This window comes from Pectobacterium versatile (genome assembly GCF_003932035.1).
GTDB lineage: Bacteria > Pseudomonadota > Gammaproteobacteria > Enterobacterales > Enterobacteriaceae > Pectobacterium > Pectobacterium versatile.
The window spans coordinates 3,953,085-3,966,933 of sequence record NZ_CP034276.1 but is presented as its reverse complement, the minus strand read 5'-3'; the positions used below and the strand labels follow the sequence as shown (position 1 = coordinate 3,966,933).

Annotated in this window: 8 protein-coding genes; 6 read left to right on the top strand and 2 right to left on the bottom strand. The window is 52.4% G+C overall.

Annotated features, from left to right (window positions below; genetic code table 11):
• Positions 1-458: 458 nt before the first annotated feature.
• A complete protein-coding gene (garD, locus tag EIP93_RS17995; protein ID WP_095700462.1) occupies positions 459-2,033 on the bottom strand; it encodes a galactarate dehydratase in 1,575 nt (524 codons plus the stop codon).
• Between the two features lie 543 nt (positions 2,034-2,576).
• Between garD and EIP93_RS17990 the strand changes: the two genes are divergently transcribed.
• The 6 genes from EIP93_RS17990 to EIP93_RS17965 all read left to right on the top strand — a co-directional run bounded on the left by EIP93_RS17990 (position 2,577) and on the right by EIP93_RS17965 (position 10,411).
• Positions 2,577-3,929, top strand: a complete 1,353-nt coding sequence (locus tag EIP93_RS17990) for an MFS transporter (RefSeq protein WP_103861738.1) — start codon at positions 2,577-2,579, stop codon at positions 3,927-3,929.
• Between the two features lie 615 nt (positions 3,930-4,544).
• Positions 4,545-5,897, top strand: a complete 1,353-nt coding sequence (locus tag EIP93_RS17985; protein ID WP_010285156.1) for an enolase C-terminal domain-like protein — start codon at positions 4,545-4,547, stop codon at positions 5,895-5,897.
• Positions 5,898-5,933: 36 nt separating this feature from the next.
• Positions 5,934-7,274 (top strand): glucarate dehydratase, encoded by a 1,341-nt coding sequence (gudD, locus tag EIP93_RS17980; protein ID WP_107333390.1) that lies wholly within the window; start codon positions 5,934-5,936, stop codon positions 7,272-7,274.
• 69 nt (positions 7,275-7,343) lie between these two features.
• Entirely contained in the window at positions 7,344-8,114 is a 771-nt protein-coding gene (gene garL / locus EIP93_RS17975; protein WP_010309153.1) for a 2-dehydro-3-deoxyglucarate aldolase, read from the top strand.
• A 59-nt stretch (positions 8,115-8,173) separates the two neighbouring features.
• A complete protein-coding gene (gene garR / locus EIP93_RS17970) occupies positions 8,174-9,088 on the top strand; it encodes a 2-hydroxy-3-oxopropionate reductase (RefSeq protein WP_258874442.1) in 915 nt (304 codons plus the stop codon).
• 177 nt (positions 9,089-9,265) lie between these two features.
• Positions 9,266-10,411 (top strand): glycerate kinase, encoded by a 1,146-nt coding sequence (locus EIP93_RS17965; protein WP_103861736.1) that lies wholly within the window; start codon positions 9,266-9,268, stop codon positions 10,409-10,411.
• 549 nt (positions 10,412-10,960) lie between these two features.
• Here the strand turns inward: EIP93_RS17965 and barA are convergent.
• The gene (gene barA / locus EIP93_RS17960) at positions 10,961-13,756 is read right to left on the bottom strand and encodes a two-component sensor histidine kinase BarA (RefSeq protein WP_125233067.1); all 2,796 of its coding nucleotides are present in this window, start codon (positions 13,754-13,756) and stop codon (positions 10,961-10,963) included.
• Positions 13,757-13,849: the final 93 nt, after the last annotated feature.

The following is a 13,849-nucleotide window of genomic DNA, read 5'->3' as shown; positions in this document are numbered from 1 at the left end:
ATTTATATAAAATAATGTTATGCATTATTTATGAGCGGGCTATTGACCCTATATTGTGCGTGATGGAGATTTTGTAACTGTATTTTTGTAACAAATATGTCATCAGTGTTAGCACGCTTTTTCAGCACGCGTAAATCTATGATGAGGACGATTATCTGTCAATTGATTCATTTTATTGGCAATAAATAATTGGTAAAAAATGATTAAAAATAGGCGGGGATTAAAATAGGGATTTTTCTTAAAAGGTGTTTTAGAATTGATGAAGGTGACGCTAAGAAGAATGACTTGTTAAGTTTTTTTTATCTTTTCTTTGCGCGAATGAAATTAAATGTTGCTGCCCTGCTGTTTATTCTTTTAATTACGGCCTTTCTTCCATTTTTATTGACGCTGAATTTATTGCAGATCAAATAACGCTATCCGCAGACCAGATAATGATTCTGGCCTGCGGAGAAAGATAATCAGGTTACTGGCGCCGGATTGAAAACGGCCAGTGCGTTATGCAGCCCCCACTGATCGGACCAGGTTTTTTTCCTGCCGCTGGCGATATCCAAAATGAAGTGGAAAAGCTGCCAGCCTACGTCTTCGATCGTGGCCTCTCCGGTAGCAATGGTTCCGGCATCAATATCCATCAGATCGTGCCAGCGGTTTGCCAATGCGGTTCGGGTCGCCATTTTGATCACAGGGACAGCCAGCAGGCCATAAGGGGTACCGCGACCGGTGGTGAAGACCTGCACGGTGATACCGGAAGCAAGCTGCTGGGTGCCGCACACGAAATCACTGGCTGGCGTTGCGGCGTAAATCAGCCCGCGTTTGGTTGGACGCTGACCGGGGGACAGGACTTCGACAATCGCGCTGGTGCCGGATTTGGCGATGGAGCCGAGCGCTTTTTCCACCACGTTCGCGAGGCCACCTTTTTTGTTGCCCGGCGATGGGTTGGCGCTACGATCGGTCTGGCCGCTGTCGAGGTAGTTATCGTACCAGGCCATTTCTTCCAGCAGGCGTTTACCGACTTCTTCATTGATGACGCGCGGCGTCAACAGATGAATGGCATCGCGTACTTCGGTCACTTCGGAGAACATGACGGTCGCGCCGCAGCGAACCAAGAGGTCGGATGCAAAACCAACGGCAGGGTTCGCGGTGACGCCGGAGAAAGCATCGCTGCCGCCACACTGCATGCCGACAACCAGCTCAGAGGCCGGACAGGTTTCACGCTGACGTTTGTTCAACCGTTGCAGGTGCTTGTCTGCCATCGTCAGAATGTCATCCACCATCGATCTGAAACCAACATGGTGTTCATCCTGCAAGCGGACAATGCTGGTGTCGTCGAGGGAGATGGCTTGTACATCAGGCGTCCCTTCCAGCAGGCGCTCCGGCTGTAATTTTTCACAGCCCAGGCCGACCACCAGTATCTCGCCGCCAAAATTCGGGTTCAGCGCCAGATTGTGAATGGTACGGATGGGAACCACCGCAGCAGGGGCATTGATTGCCACGCCACAGCCATAAAGATGGTTGAGTGCGACCACGCCATCCACATTGGGATATCTCGGCAATAAGTCTCGCTCGATAATTTTGACGACATAGTCCACCACGCCCGCGACGCAGTGCACGCTGGTGGTAATGCCCAACAGGTTTTTCGTACCTACGCTGCCATCGGCGTTGCGGTAACCTTCAAAGGTGTAGCCTTCCAGCGCAGGCAGCGTGGGGGGGATTTTGGTCGCCAGCGGCAGGGTTTCCAGCGCGGGAGCCTGAGGCAACTCGACCAGAGATTCATCGATCCAGCTTCCTTTGGCAATATCACGCAGCGCATACCCGATAATTTCACCATAGCGGATGATGGCGCCTGATTTGGCGATATCCACAAGCGCCACTTTGTGACCTTGCGGAACATGCTCAATTAATTCCAGATCATCATTAAAACGGGTTCCGGCACGTAAGCCATTATTATTAACAACAATGGCAACATTATCAGAATCGTGGACCTTAATATAAAGTGGCTGCTCTTGTGCAGCATTACTTTCTGATTTATCTGACATGATGCAAGCCTTTATTATTGGTTTATCAGAAACACGGTGGTAACTATTACCACGCTATTACTTCATTGCTCGCTAATGAGTATACGTGAGGTTCCCTTCTCGTACATTATGCAATTGACCTAAGCCAGCGCTTTTTGTTTCTGATTTATCAGGCGAAGACCCAATTTTTGGTGAGTTTGATCACATTCTTCCGGCGCACGGTTTTTAAGTCAGAAATGAAAATAATGTGTATGAATGTAAAAAGAGAATAGCGGCGTTTTTCGTGAAACACCTCGCACTATATAGGGCAAGTGCACCAACATATTCAAAAGGACATTTTTAATGTTGTGCTTTTAGCTAGTGAGCCGTCAGTGGGTAAAAATTATAATGTTCCTGCGAGTTGAAGATGTCAGCTAATTACTCTGATGCTATATAGCCTGGCTATTCGCAAAAAAAATAAAAATGGGAATGTTAACTATCCACTGATCTTCATTCTGATAACCCTACACCGTTATCTGTTATTCGGAATGAATGAGCGAACCGCGATTGAAGCAGGAGTTCATCATGAATACAGTAAGCTCAGCAGCTGGCGCGATACAAAAGAGAACAAACGCCCGCTACTGGATTGTCGTGATGTTGTTTATTGTCACGTCATTTAACTATGGGGACCGCGCAACCTTGTCCATTGCTGGTTCAGCAATGTCTAAGGAAATTGGGCTGGATGCGGTGGGGATGGGCTATATCTTCTCTGCTTTCTCCTGGGCATATGTTATTGGGCAAATACCCGGAGGCTGGCTGCTCGATCGTTTTGGTTCAAAGAAAGTCTACTTCTATAGTATTTTTACCTGGTCGATTTTTACCTTATTACAAGGTTTTGTCGATATCTTCAGCGGTGCGGGCATCGTCATTTCCCTGTTCTTGCTGCGCTTTATGGTTGGTTTGTGTGAATCACCCTCCTTCCCGGGGAATAGCCGAATTGTAGCGGCCTGGTTCCCTGCACAAGAGCGCGGTACTGCTGTCGCGATATTCAACTCGGCACAATACTTCGCTACCGTGATTTTTGCTCCGATCATGGGCTGGCTGGTACACGCCGTGGGTTGGGCGCATGTGTTCTGGTTCATGGGCGGATTGGGGATCATTCTGAGCTTTGTCTGGCTGAAAGTGATCCACGATCCTAAAGATCACCCTAGCGTGAATCAGGCAGAACTGGATTACATCGAGGCCGGTGGCGCACTGATCAATATGGATGCCAAAGGGTCGAAGAAAGCGACTGAGAAGGGTGAAAAATGGCACCAGATCAAGCAATTAATGCAGTCCCGTATGATGCTTGGTGTTTACATCGGTCAATATTGTATTAATGCACTGACTTACTTCTTCATCACCTGGTTCCCGCTTTATCTGGTTCAGGCGCGCGGTATGTCGATCCTCAAAGCAGGATTCGTCGCCTCGGTTCCTGCTATCTGTGGTTTTGTGGGAGGCGTTCTGGGCGGCATTATTTCCGATTACCTGATGCGCCGGACTAATTCACTGACCTTTGCCCGTAAAACGCCAATCGTTCTCGGTATGTTGCTCTCCATGTCGATGGTGATTTGTAACTACGTTGAAACCGAGTGGGTCGTTATTGCGGTGATGTCTGCAGCCTTCTTCGGCAAAGGCATTGGTGCGCTGGGCTGGGCGGTTATGGCCGATACCGCACCGAAAGAAATCAGCGGATTGAGCGGTGGACTGTTCAATATGTTTGGTAACGCGTCTGGTATCGTGACGCCGATTGCGATTGGCTACATCATCGGAATGACTGGTTCCTTCAATGGTGGTCTGGTGTATGTCGGGATTCATGCGCTGGTTGCGATCTTCAGCTACCTGTTCATTGTGAAAGATATTAAACGTGTCGAATTGAAGCCGTTCGTTAAGAATTAAGGCCAGTCGTTACCGTATTAGTTTGAATATAGGTAATAAAACAAAACGCTGCGGCATCAGTATGATGGCGCAGCGTTTCGCTATTAGATTTGTCATTTATTCATGCCCTTTAACGTCGGGTTTTACCTCTTCGAAATCGAGTACCAAGGGGACGTATTTCGGTGTTGATAAAGCAGGAATTCGCTTTTCCCAGTTTTCGTGAAACACCTCCCATTGGCCTGTGATAATGACATATTTAATCTGCATTTCGATAGGGAATGCTGTGCTATTGCCCAATGAGTTGTGAAATAAGAAAACTTATACTTTTTACTGAGGTTGGTGAGGCGGTACGAATTACAACACCGCATTCCTGACTGGTTTATTTCAGTAATAACCTGTTTTTATTCTGACAATCTTACAAGCCCTACAAGCATTGTTCAGTTCAAATCAGAGTAAAAACAAGGTCGCGCTAATAAAGTAGGAAAACAACATGAAATCATCTACTGGTGCACCATCTGTTTTTTATTTCTGTATGACTGAATTATTTTCATCCGCTTCAGCGCGCTTCTGCGTTGTGGCAACCATCGGAAACCTAAGCGTCAATCCTGTGCGATCCATTCATGACGGGAGCCTGTCATGACAAACTTTTCAGCGACGCCTGTGATTACCGACATGAAAGTCATTCCCGTTGCGGGCTATGACAGCATGTTGCTGAACATCGGCGGTGCGCATGGTGCTTACTTCACGCGTAACCTCGTCATTTTAACCGACAGCGCTGGGCATACCGGTGTCGGCGAAGCGCCCGGTGGTGAAGTCATTTACAACACGCTGGTTGAAGCTATTCCTCGTGTGAAAGGCGAACAAATCGCCCGGATGAACCGTCTGGTTCATGACATTCATGTCGGCAACCAGTCTTCTGATTTTGATTCCTTCGGCAAAGGTGCCTGGACGTTTGAACTGCGCGTGAATGCGGTGGCGGCACTCGAAGCGGCGCTGCTCGATCTGCTGGGGCAATTCATGGGTGTCCCCGTTGCCGAGCTGCTGGGGCCGGGTAAACAGCGTGATGAAGTCACCGTGCTCGGTTATCTGTTCTATATCGGCGATCGCACGAAGACGGATTTACCTTATCTGTCGGGTGAGAAAGTATCAGGTGAGAAAGGCAAGCACGAGTGGTATCACCTGCGTCACCAGCAGGCGATGGACAGCGATGCGATTGTGCGTTTGGCCGAAGCCACAACCGACCGCTACGGATTTAAAGATTTCAAACTCAAAGGTGGTGTACTGCCCGGCGAGCAGGAAATCGATGCCGTGAAAGCGCTGAAAAAGCGTTTCCCGGATGCGCGTATTACCGTCGATCCAAACGGTGCCTGGCTGCTGGATGAAGCGATCGGATTGTGCAAAGACATGAAGGGCATTCTGACTTACGCGGAAGACCCGTGTGGTGCCGAACAAGGTTTCTCCGGTCGTGAAGTGATGGCGGAATTCCGCCGAGCTACCGGGCTACCGGTCGCGACCAACATGATTGCGACCAACTGGCGCGAAATGAACCATGCCGTGATGTTGCAGGCGGTCGATATTCCGTTAGCCGATCCCCATTTCTGGACGATGCACGGTGCGGTGCGCGTCGCCCAACTGTGTGATGAGTGGGGGCTGACGTGGGGCTGTCATTCCAATAACCACTTCGATATCTCTCTGGCGATGTTCACGCACGTGGGGGCTGCGGCACCGGGTAACCCGACTGCGATTGATACGCACTGGATCTGGCAGGAAGGGCAGCATCTGACCAAAGAGCCACTGCAAATCGTCAACGGCAAGATTAAGGTGCCGGATCGTCCCGGTCTGGGAATTGAGCTGGATATGGAACAGGTCATGAAGGCTCACGATCTCTACAAAAAATTACCGAGCGGGGCACGTAATGATGCCGTCGCCATGCAGTACCTGATTCCTGGTTGGAAATTTGATCGTAAACGCCCGGTTTTTGGCCGCTAACCCTACATAGAAAAATTAGAGAGAAAGGATAAGAAAATGACATTGCAAAGTTCAACTCCGGTGATTACCCACATGCAGGTTATTCCGGTTGCAGGTCACGACAGTATGTTGCTCAACCTGAGTGGCGCACATGCACCTTATTTCACTCGCAACATTGTGATTCTGAAAGATAACGCCGGGAATACCGGTGTCGGAGAAATTCCCGGCGGTGAGAAAATCCGTCAGACGCTGGAAGATGCTGCCGCGCTGGTGGTGGGCAAAACGCTGGGCGAATACAAAAACGTGATGACAGCGGTGCGTGCGCAGTTCGCCGACCGCGATTCTTCCGGGCGCGGTTTGCAGACGTTCGATCTGCGTACCACCATTCATGTCGTCACGGGGATCGAAGCCGCCATGCTCGATCTGCTGGGGCAATTCCTCAACGTCAGCGTGGCCTCGCTGCTGGGGGATGGGCAGCAGCGTGATGCCGTCGAGATGCTGGGTTATCTGTTCTACATTGGCGATCGTAATAAAACCGATCTGCCTTACCAGAGTCAGGCTAACGAGAAATGCGACTGGTATCGTCTGCGTCATGAAGAAGCGCTGACGCCAGAAACCATCGTGCGTCTGGCTGAAGCCGCGTACGAAAAATATGGTTTCAATGATTTCAAACTGAAAGGCGGCGTACTGGCCGGCAGCGAAGAGGCCGAAGCGGTTACCGCGCTGGCGAAACGCTTCCCGCAGGCCCGCATCACGCTGGATCCAAACGGTGCCTGGTCGCTGGATGAAGCTATCGGCCTGGGCAAACAGTTGCGCGGCGTGTTGGCGTATGCAGAAGATCCGTGCGGCGCGGAGCAAGGTTTCTCGGGTCGTGAAGTGATGGCGGAATTCCGCCGTGCGACGGGGCTGCCTACCGCGACCAATATGATCGCTACCGACTGGCGACAGATGGGGCACACTATTTCGCTGCAATCGGTCGATATTCCGTTGGCCGATCCGCACTTCTGGACAATGCAAGGTTCCGTACGTGTGGCGCAAATGTGCCACGAATGGGGCTTAACCTGGGGTTCTCACTCCAATAACCACTTTGATATTTCACTGGCCATGTTTACTCAGGTCGCCGCGGCGGCACCGGGCAAGATTACGGCGATTGATACGCACTGGATCTGGCAGGAAGGCAACCAACGCCTGACGAAAGAACCGTTGCAGATTGCTGGCGGCATGGTGGAAGTGCCGAAGAAACCGGGTCTGGGCGTCGAGCTGGATATGGACCAAGTGATGAAAGCACACGAACTGTATAAAAACATGGGATTAGGCGCACGTAACGACGCCATGGGAATGCAGTACCTTATTCCTGAGTGGACGTTTGATAATAAACGTCCGTGTCTGGTTCGCTAACGTTCTGATTTTCCGTTTTTTGAGCGCGCCGCTTCAGGCAAGCGGCGCTGGAATGACCGAGGATAAAAAATGAAGACTCCGCTGTTACCTAACCGTTTTCGCCAAGATTTGCTGCAGGGGAAAACGTTGATTGGCTGCTGGTGTGCGCTGGGCAACCCGATTTCAACTGAAGTGCTGGGGCTGGCGGGATTCGACTGGCTGGTGCTGGATGGAGAACATGCGCCTAACGATATCGTGACGTTTATTCCTCAGCTCATGGCGCTGAAAGGCAGCCACAGTGCGCCTGTCGTCCGTCCGCCGTGCAATGAGCCGATCATTATCAAACGACTGCTGGATATCGGGTTCAATAACTTCCTGATTCCTTTCGTGGAAACGGCGGAAGAAGCTGCGCGTGCGGTCGCGTCAACCCGTTATCCGCCTGCGGGCATCCGCGGCGTTTCCGTGGCGCACCGTAGCAACTGCTATGGCACCGAACCGGACTATTTCGCCAAGATTAACGACAACATTACCGTCGTAGTGCAAATCGAAAGTCAGGACGGCCTCGACAATCTGGATGCAATTATTGCCGTTGACGGCGTAGACGGCGTGTTTGTTGGCCCGAGCGACCTGTCTGCGGCGCTGGGCTATCTCGGTCAGCCTAATCATCCTGACGTGCAGAAAGCGATCCGCCACATCTTCGATCGCACCGCTGCGCACAACAAGCCGTGCGGCATTCTGGCACCGGTTGAAGCCGATGCGCGTCGCTATCTGGAATGGGGCGCAAGCTTCGTTGCGGTCGGTAGCGATCTGGGCGTGTTCCGCAGCGCAACACAGGCGCTGAGCGACAAGTACAAGAAGTAATGGATTAATTCCGTGCGAATCGGATCCGCCATGAGGTGGGTTCATCGTGAATTGAAGTGATATCTACATCAGACAATGAGGTTAGGGCGATGAAAATTGGTTTTATTGGATTGGGCATCATGGGAAAACCGATGAGTAAAAATCTGCTGAAAGCAGGTTACTCATTAGTCGTGATGGATCGAAATCTGGACGCGGTCGCGGAAGTGGTTGCAGCGGGCGCTACGGCGGCTGAAACGCCGAAACAGGTTGCGGAGCTGTGTGATGTCATCATCACCATGCTGCCTAACTCTCCACACGTTAAAGAGGTGGTGCTGGGTGAAAACGGCGTCATCGACGGTGCGCGCGCCGGAAGCATTGTGGTGGATATGAGTTCAATCGCCCCGCTTGCCAGCCGTGAAATTGCTACCGCACTGGCGGCGAAAGAGATCGCTATGCTGGACGCGCCAGTCAGCGGCGGTGAACCGAAAGCGATCGACGGCACGCTGTCTGTGATGGTCGGTGGCGACAAAGCCCAGTTTGAGCGCTGCTTTGAGATTCTGAAATCCATGGCAGGTTCTGTTGTACATACTGGTGATATCGGTGCAGGGAACGTGACCAAACTGGCGAATCAGGTGATTGTGGCGCTGAACATTGCCGCCATGTCTGAAGCGCTGGTTCTGGCGACGAAAGCAGGGGTTAACCCAGATCTGGTTTATCAGGCGATCCGCGGTGGATTGGCGGGCAGCACCGTGCTGGATGCGAAAGCGCCGATGGTGATGGATCGTAACTTTAAGCCAGGTTTCCGCATCGATCTGCATATCAAAGATTTGGCGAACGCGCTGGATACCTCACACGGCGTCGGCGCACAGCTGCCGTTAACGGCGGCTGTGATGGAAATGATGCAGGCGCTGAAAGCGGACGATCTGGGATCGGCTGACCACAGTGCGCTGGCGTGTTACTACGAGAAGCTGGCCAAAGTTGAAGTTACGCGATAAGCCGTGAAGCGATAGTCACGAGGCTGGCACAGGATGCCAGCCGACTGGCAGATAATCACTCTGATCTACCTACTGGGTTTCAGGATCTGCTGCCCTGAACGTTGGCAGGTATAAGCGCCGTTTCATGAGCGCGCGGATTATTGATGCAATCGGAACGTTGATGAAATCGGATCGTTTATGAAAATAGTGATCGCACCGGATTCTTATAAAGAAAGCCTGTCTGCACAAGAGGTTGCTACGCAGATTGAAAAGGGATTTCGTGAAATATTCCCCGATGCCTGCTATGTCAAATTGCCTGTTGCAGATGGTGGGGAAGGCACCGTTGAAGCCATGGTCGCTGCGACCGATGGCAAGATTGTGAATGTTAAGGTGACAGGACCGTTAGGCGATAACATCGACGCGTTCTTTGGCCTGTCTGGCGATGAAAAAACGGCTTTTATTGAGATGGCGGCAGCGAGCGGTCTGGAACGAGTGCCTTCGCAACTGCGTAATCCGTTAAAAACGACCAGCTATGGCACGGGCGAGTTGATTCGCTGCGCGTTAGATCACGGTGTTCGACACTGCATCATCGGCATTGGTGGAAGCGCAACCAATGACGGCGGATCGGGCATGGTGCAGGCGCTGGGCGCGAAGTTGCTGGATAAGCAGGGCGAACAGATCGGTTTTGGCGGGGGTGAACTCGACAAACTCGCTCGCATTGATATCAGCGAGCTGGATGAGCGTATTAAAAATTGTCGCTTTGAAGTGGCCTGTGATGTGACCAACCCATTGACGGGGAAACTGGGTGCGTCGGCGATTTTTGGCCCCCAGAAAGGGGCAACGCCGGAGATGATTGAACAGCTGGATAATGCGTTGAAGCATTATGCGGCGGTGATTCGCCACGATCTGGATATGGACGTGGAACACGTTCCCGGTGCGGGGGCGGCGGGCGGTATGGGGGCGGCGCTACAGGCTTTTTGCGGCGCTGAGCTTCGTCAGGGCATTGAGATTGTCACAGAAGCATTGGGGCTGGATGAACTGGTACGAGATGCCACGCTGGTGATTACTGGGGAAGGGCGCATCGACAGCCAGACGATTCACGGTAAAGTGCCGATTGGCGTGGCGCGGATCGCCAAACAGTATAACAAACCGGTGATTGGTATTGCTGGCAGCCTGACGGCAGATGTCGGCGTGGTGCATGAACATGGTCTGGATGCAGTATTCAGCGTGCTTTACAACATCTGCTCACTAGAAGAAGCGCTGGATAATGCGGCAGAGAATGTGCGGATGACGGCACGTAATATCGCCGCCACGATCCGACTGGCGCAGTCTGTGTCGCGCTGAGCGTCATCGTGATGCGGCAGCAGGATTGTTAATCAGCGCCTTTTATCTACACGTTTTTATGCAGACTCTGAGGTAGTTTCGCGCGTTCGTACCTAAAACGTTCAGGATTATGGCCGTTTTCCAAGTCGTTGTTTCTTATGCAGATACAGAGAAATTGCGGGCTTTGCTGTTATCCGGCGTAAAAGATTATGCTGAGGAGGTAGCAGGCTTAGGATGAGCCGCAGGACGCGGCGAAAACTTGCGCCACGCCGGACAAAAACGTCAGAGACGTTTTTGAACAGCACGTGTGCTGGCCCGGAGGGCGAGCCCCATTTATGGGGTGAGTAATCGTGTTGCAAGTGGTCCGTAAAGCCAGATACCGACGAAGGTACCGCGTAGCGGCATAATTCACGCCGAAAGCCTGGGGTCACGGGGCGGCGGCGATTGAGCCGCTTCGTGTCGGGCGCGTGCTACGGCGGAGCATGAAACAGCCGTATTGTAAGCGCACGAAACTGTCTCCACGGCCACATAAAATATGACGAAGAGACAGGGCTATGCCAGTGGTTGTGATTACGGGAGTCGGGGATTGATATGCGGCTGGGCGGCTCTGTTGACGTTGTCGATTTCGTCCAGCAGCTCTAGCCATTCGGGTTCCAGATCGCTGGCGTGAACACCTTTACGCAGCTGTTGTTCCAGATAGCGGCAGATGCGTTGCAGACGCGGAACGCCGCTGTAGCTGCAACTGCCGTGCAGTTTATGAACCAGCTCGATGATGTCATCATCCGTCTGCCCCTTCAGCACGTTTTCTATCTTCCGCTGAACCTCTGGCAAGAAATCCAACAGCATTTGCAGCAGGTCGCGCGCCAGTTCCGGCTTGTTGGCCGCCTGTTGCTGCGCCAGCGCCCAGTCGAGTGATAGCTGGCTATCGTCGTGCTCGTTCAGTAATCCCGTCATCTCGCCCCGATTGCGCTTCAACGGATCTTGCCGTGCATGACGCGTCAACACGCTTTTCAGCATCTGTTCGTCTATCGGTTTCGCCAGATAGTCATCCATACCCGAACGCAGCAGATGCTCACGTTCACCCGTCATAGTCTGCGCCGTCACCGCGATGATAGGCGTGGTGGCATGGTGAGGGATCTGACGGATCAGCTCACTGGCGCAAATGCCATCCATACCCGGCATCTGAATATCCATGAGAATAATGTCGCACTGATTCAGTTCTGCCTGTGCAATCGCATCTTGTCCGCTTTCGCACAGGATAATCGTCTCGACCTGCTCTTCCAGCAGCGTGCCGATCAGTTTCAGATTAGCTGGATTGTCATCCACCGCCATCACCCTCAACGGTAAACGGGCGAGATGGCGTGCGGCACTCTGATGCGATGCAGTATCGTCCGGCAGAAAAGAGAACTGGAACAGCGTGCTGTCCTGTAGCAGCGGCAGCAGGCGTGACGCGGCGAGCGGTTTGCTCAGGCAGGCATGTACGCCGAAGGTTTTCAACTGCTCGGCATCCATTTGCGCCAGACTGGGCAGCGCCAGAATCACACAGGGCGAGCGGCGGCAGATATCGCGCAGTCTGGGCGTGTAGTCGAGCAGCGTATTACGGTATTGCACGGGAATACCGAGCAGCAGGATATCAAATTCCCCTTCCGGCAACTGCTCAAACGTCGGGCTGTAGCTCACGATGAGCGGCGTCTGACTCAGGATATCCAGCGTGGCCTGCGCGGCGATGGGATGGTATTCCACATAGGCCAGATGTTTGCCTTGCAGCATCGTGTAGGCGGGTTCGGTCGGTATCGCGTGCGGGTTGAGCGGTAGCGTGATGTGGAACCAGAAGGTCGATCCCTTGCTGAGTTCGCTCTGAAAACTGATATCGCCACCCATTTCTTTGACCAGACGTTGGGTGATGACCAGCCCGAGCCCTGTACCACCATGACGGCGAGAAATGCTGGTGTCGGCCTGACGGAAAGCCTGGAACAGCTGCGATTGCTGCAACTCGGCAATACCGATACCGGTATCGCGTATTTGCACCTCTAACTGCACCTGATGAAGTTCCTGTCGACGCTTCTCCACCCGAATATCGATGTTGCCCTGTTCGGTAAATTTAATCGCGTTACCCAGCAGGTTGGTGATGATTTGCTGAATCCGCAGCGGATCGCCGACAAACTGTTCGGGCACGTCATTCTGAATACTGAGCGTCAGTTCCAACCCTTTTTCATGTGCCGTGTGCGCCAGCAGCATCACAACGTCGTCCAGCGTGTTGTGCAGCGAGAACGGAATATCCTCCAGCACCAGCTTTCCGGCTTCTAGCTTCGAGAAATCCAGCACATCGTTAATAATATTCAGCAAGTTATTGGCGGACCGCTCGATGGTGAGCAGATAGTCCGTCTGTGTCGTGTTCAGCGGTGTTTTCAACGTCTGGCGGGTGAAACCGATCACGCCATTTAGCGGCGTTCTCAGTTCGTGCGACATATTTGCCAGAAACTCAGACTTGATGCGGGCGGCTTCCTGTGCGCGCTTTTTAGCCAGATCCAGCTCGACGTTTTGGATCTCCATCTGCTCCAGCGTTTCCCGCAGATCGTAGGTCGCCTGATCGATATTTTGCTGCATTTCTTCGTGGTAGGCGGTCAGCGACATCGCCATCGAGTTGATGCCGTTTTTCAGCATATCCAGTTCGCCGAGCATGTAACCTTCGACCCGGCTATCCAACTGCCCACGACGAATACGATCGACGGTATCCACCATATTGCGAATCGGTGTGGTGACATCCCGCATCAGACGATAGGCAAAGATGACGGCGGCACCCAAAGATAACAGCAGTAGGAGCGCGGCAATGAAAATTTCCTGATACTGCTGAAGCCGAATGGTGCTGGTATCCAGCTCGATCACCAGATAGCCGAGAGGTGTCGCGGTGCCGGGCAGCACGGGCGTTGTTCCGCCCTGCATGAATTCGCTGTCAGTGACGATCGGCATGTGCAGAATCAGCGCGTCATTCGTGTGGTGCAGGTGCAGCTTATTGTGTGCAAGCGCATCGCTGCTGAGCGACTCTAAGGTCACGTTGTTGCGGACGTTGGTGGTGGCGAGGAGCTGATTACGCGCATCGAACACGCTAATGGTACGAATAATCGCGGAGTGACGGCGATGAAGCGTATTGATTAGCGCGGGAATCGTGTCCATCTGGCGATGAGTAATGGCATAAGCGCTGATGGTCGCCAGCGGCTCAATGATGCTGGTGCCCGAATCGGCCAATTGCGACTGCAACTGATTGTAACGATGGATGACGAAGAACGAACTAAGCAGCAGCCCGATCATCAACGTCGGTGCCAAAATCAGTATCAACATCCGTGCACGAAGACTGTATTTGGTCATGGGGTTCCAATGTGGGAGAATTAGAGGATGCTGAGCACCCAATGATGTAATTAGTTATCGGGTACTGCATGTACCGGTTACAGCCGTTCAACT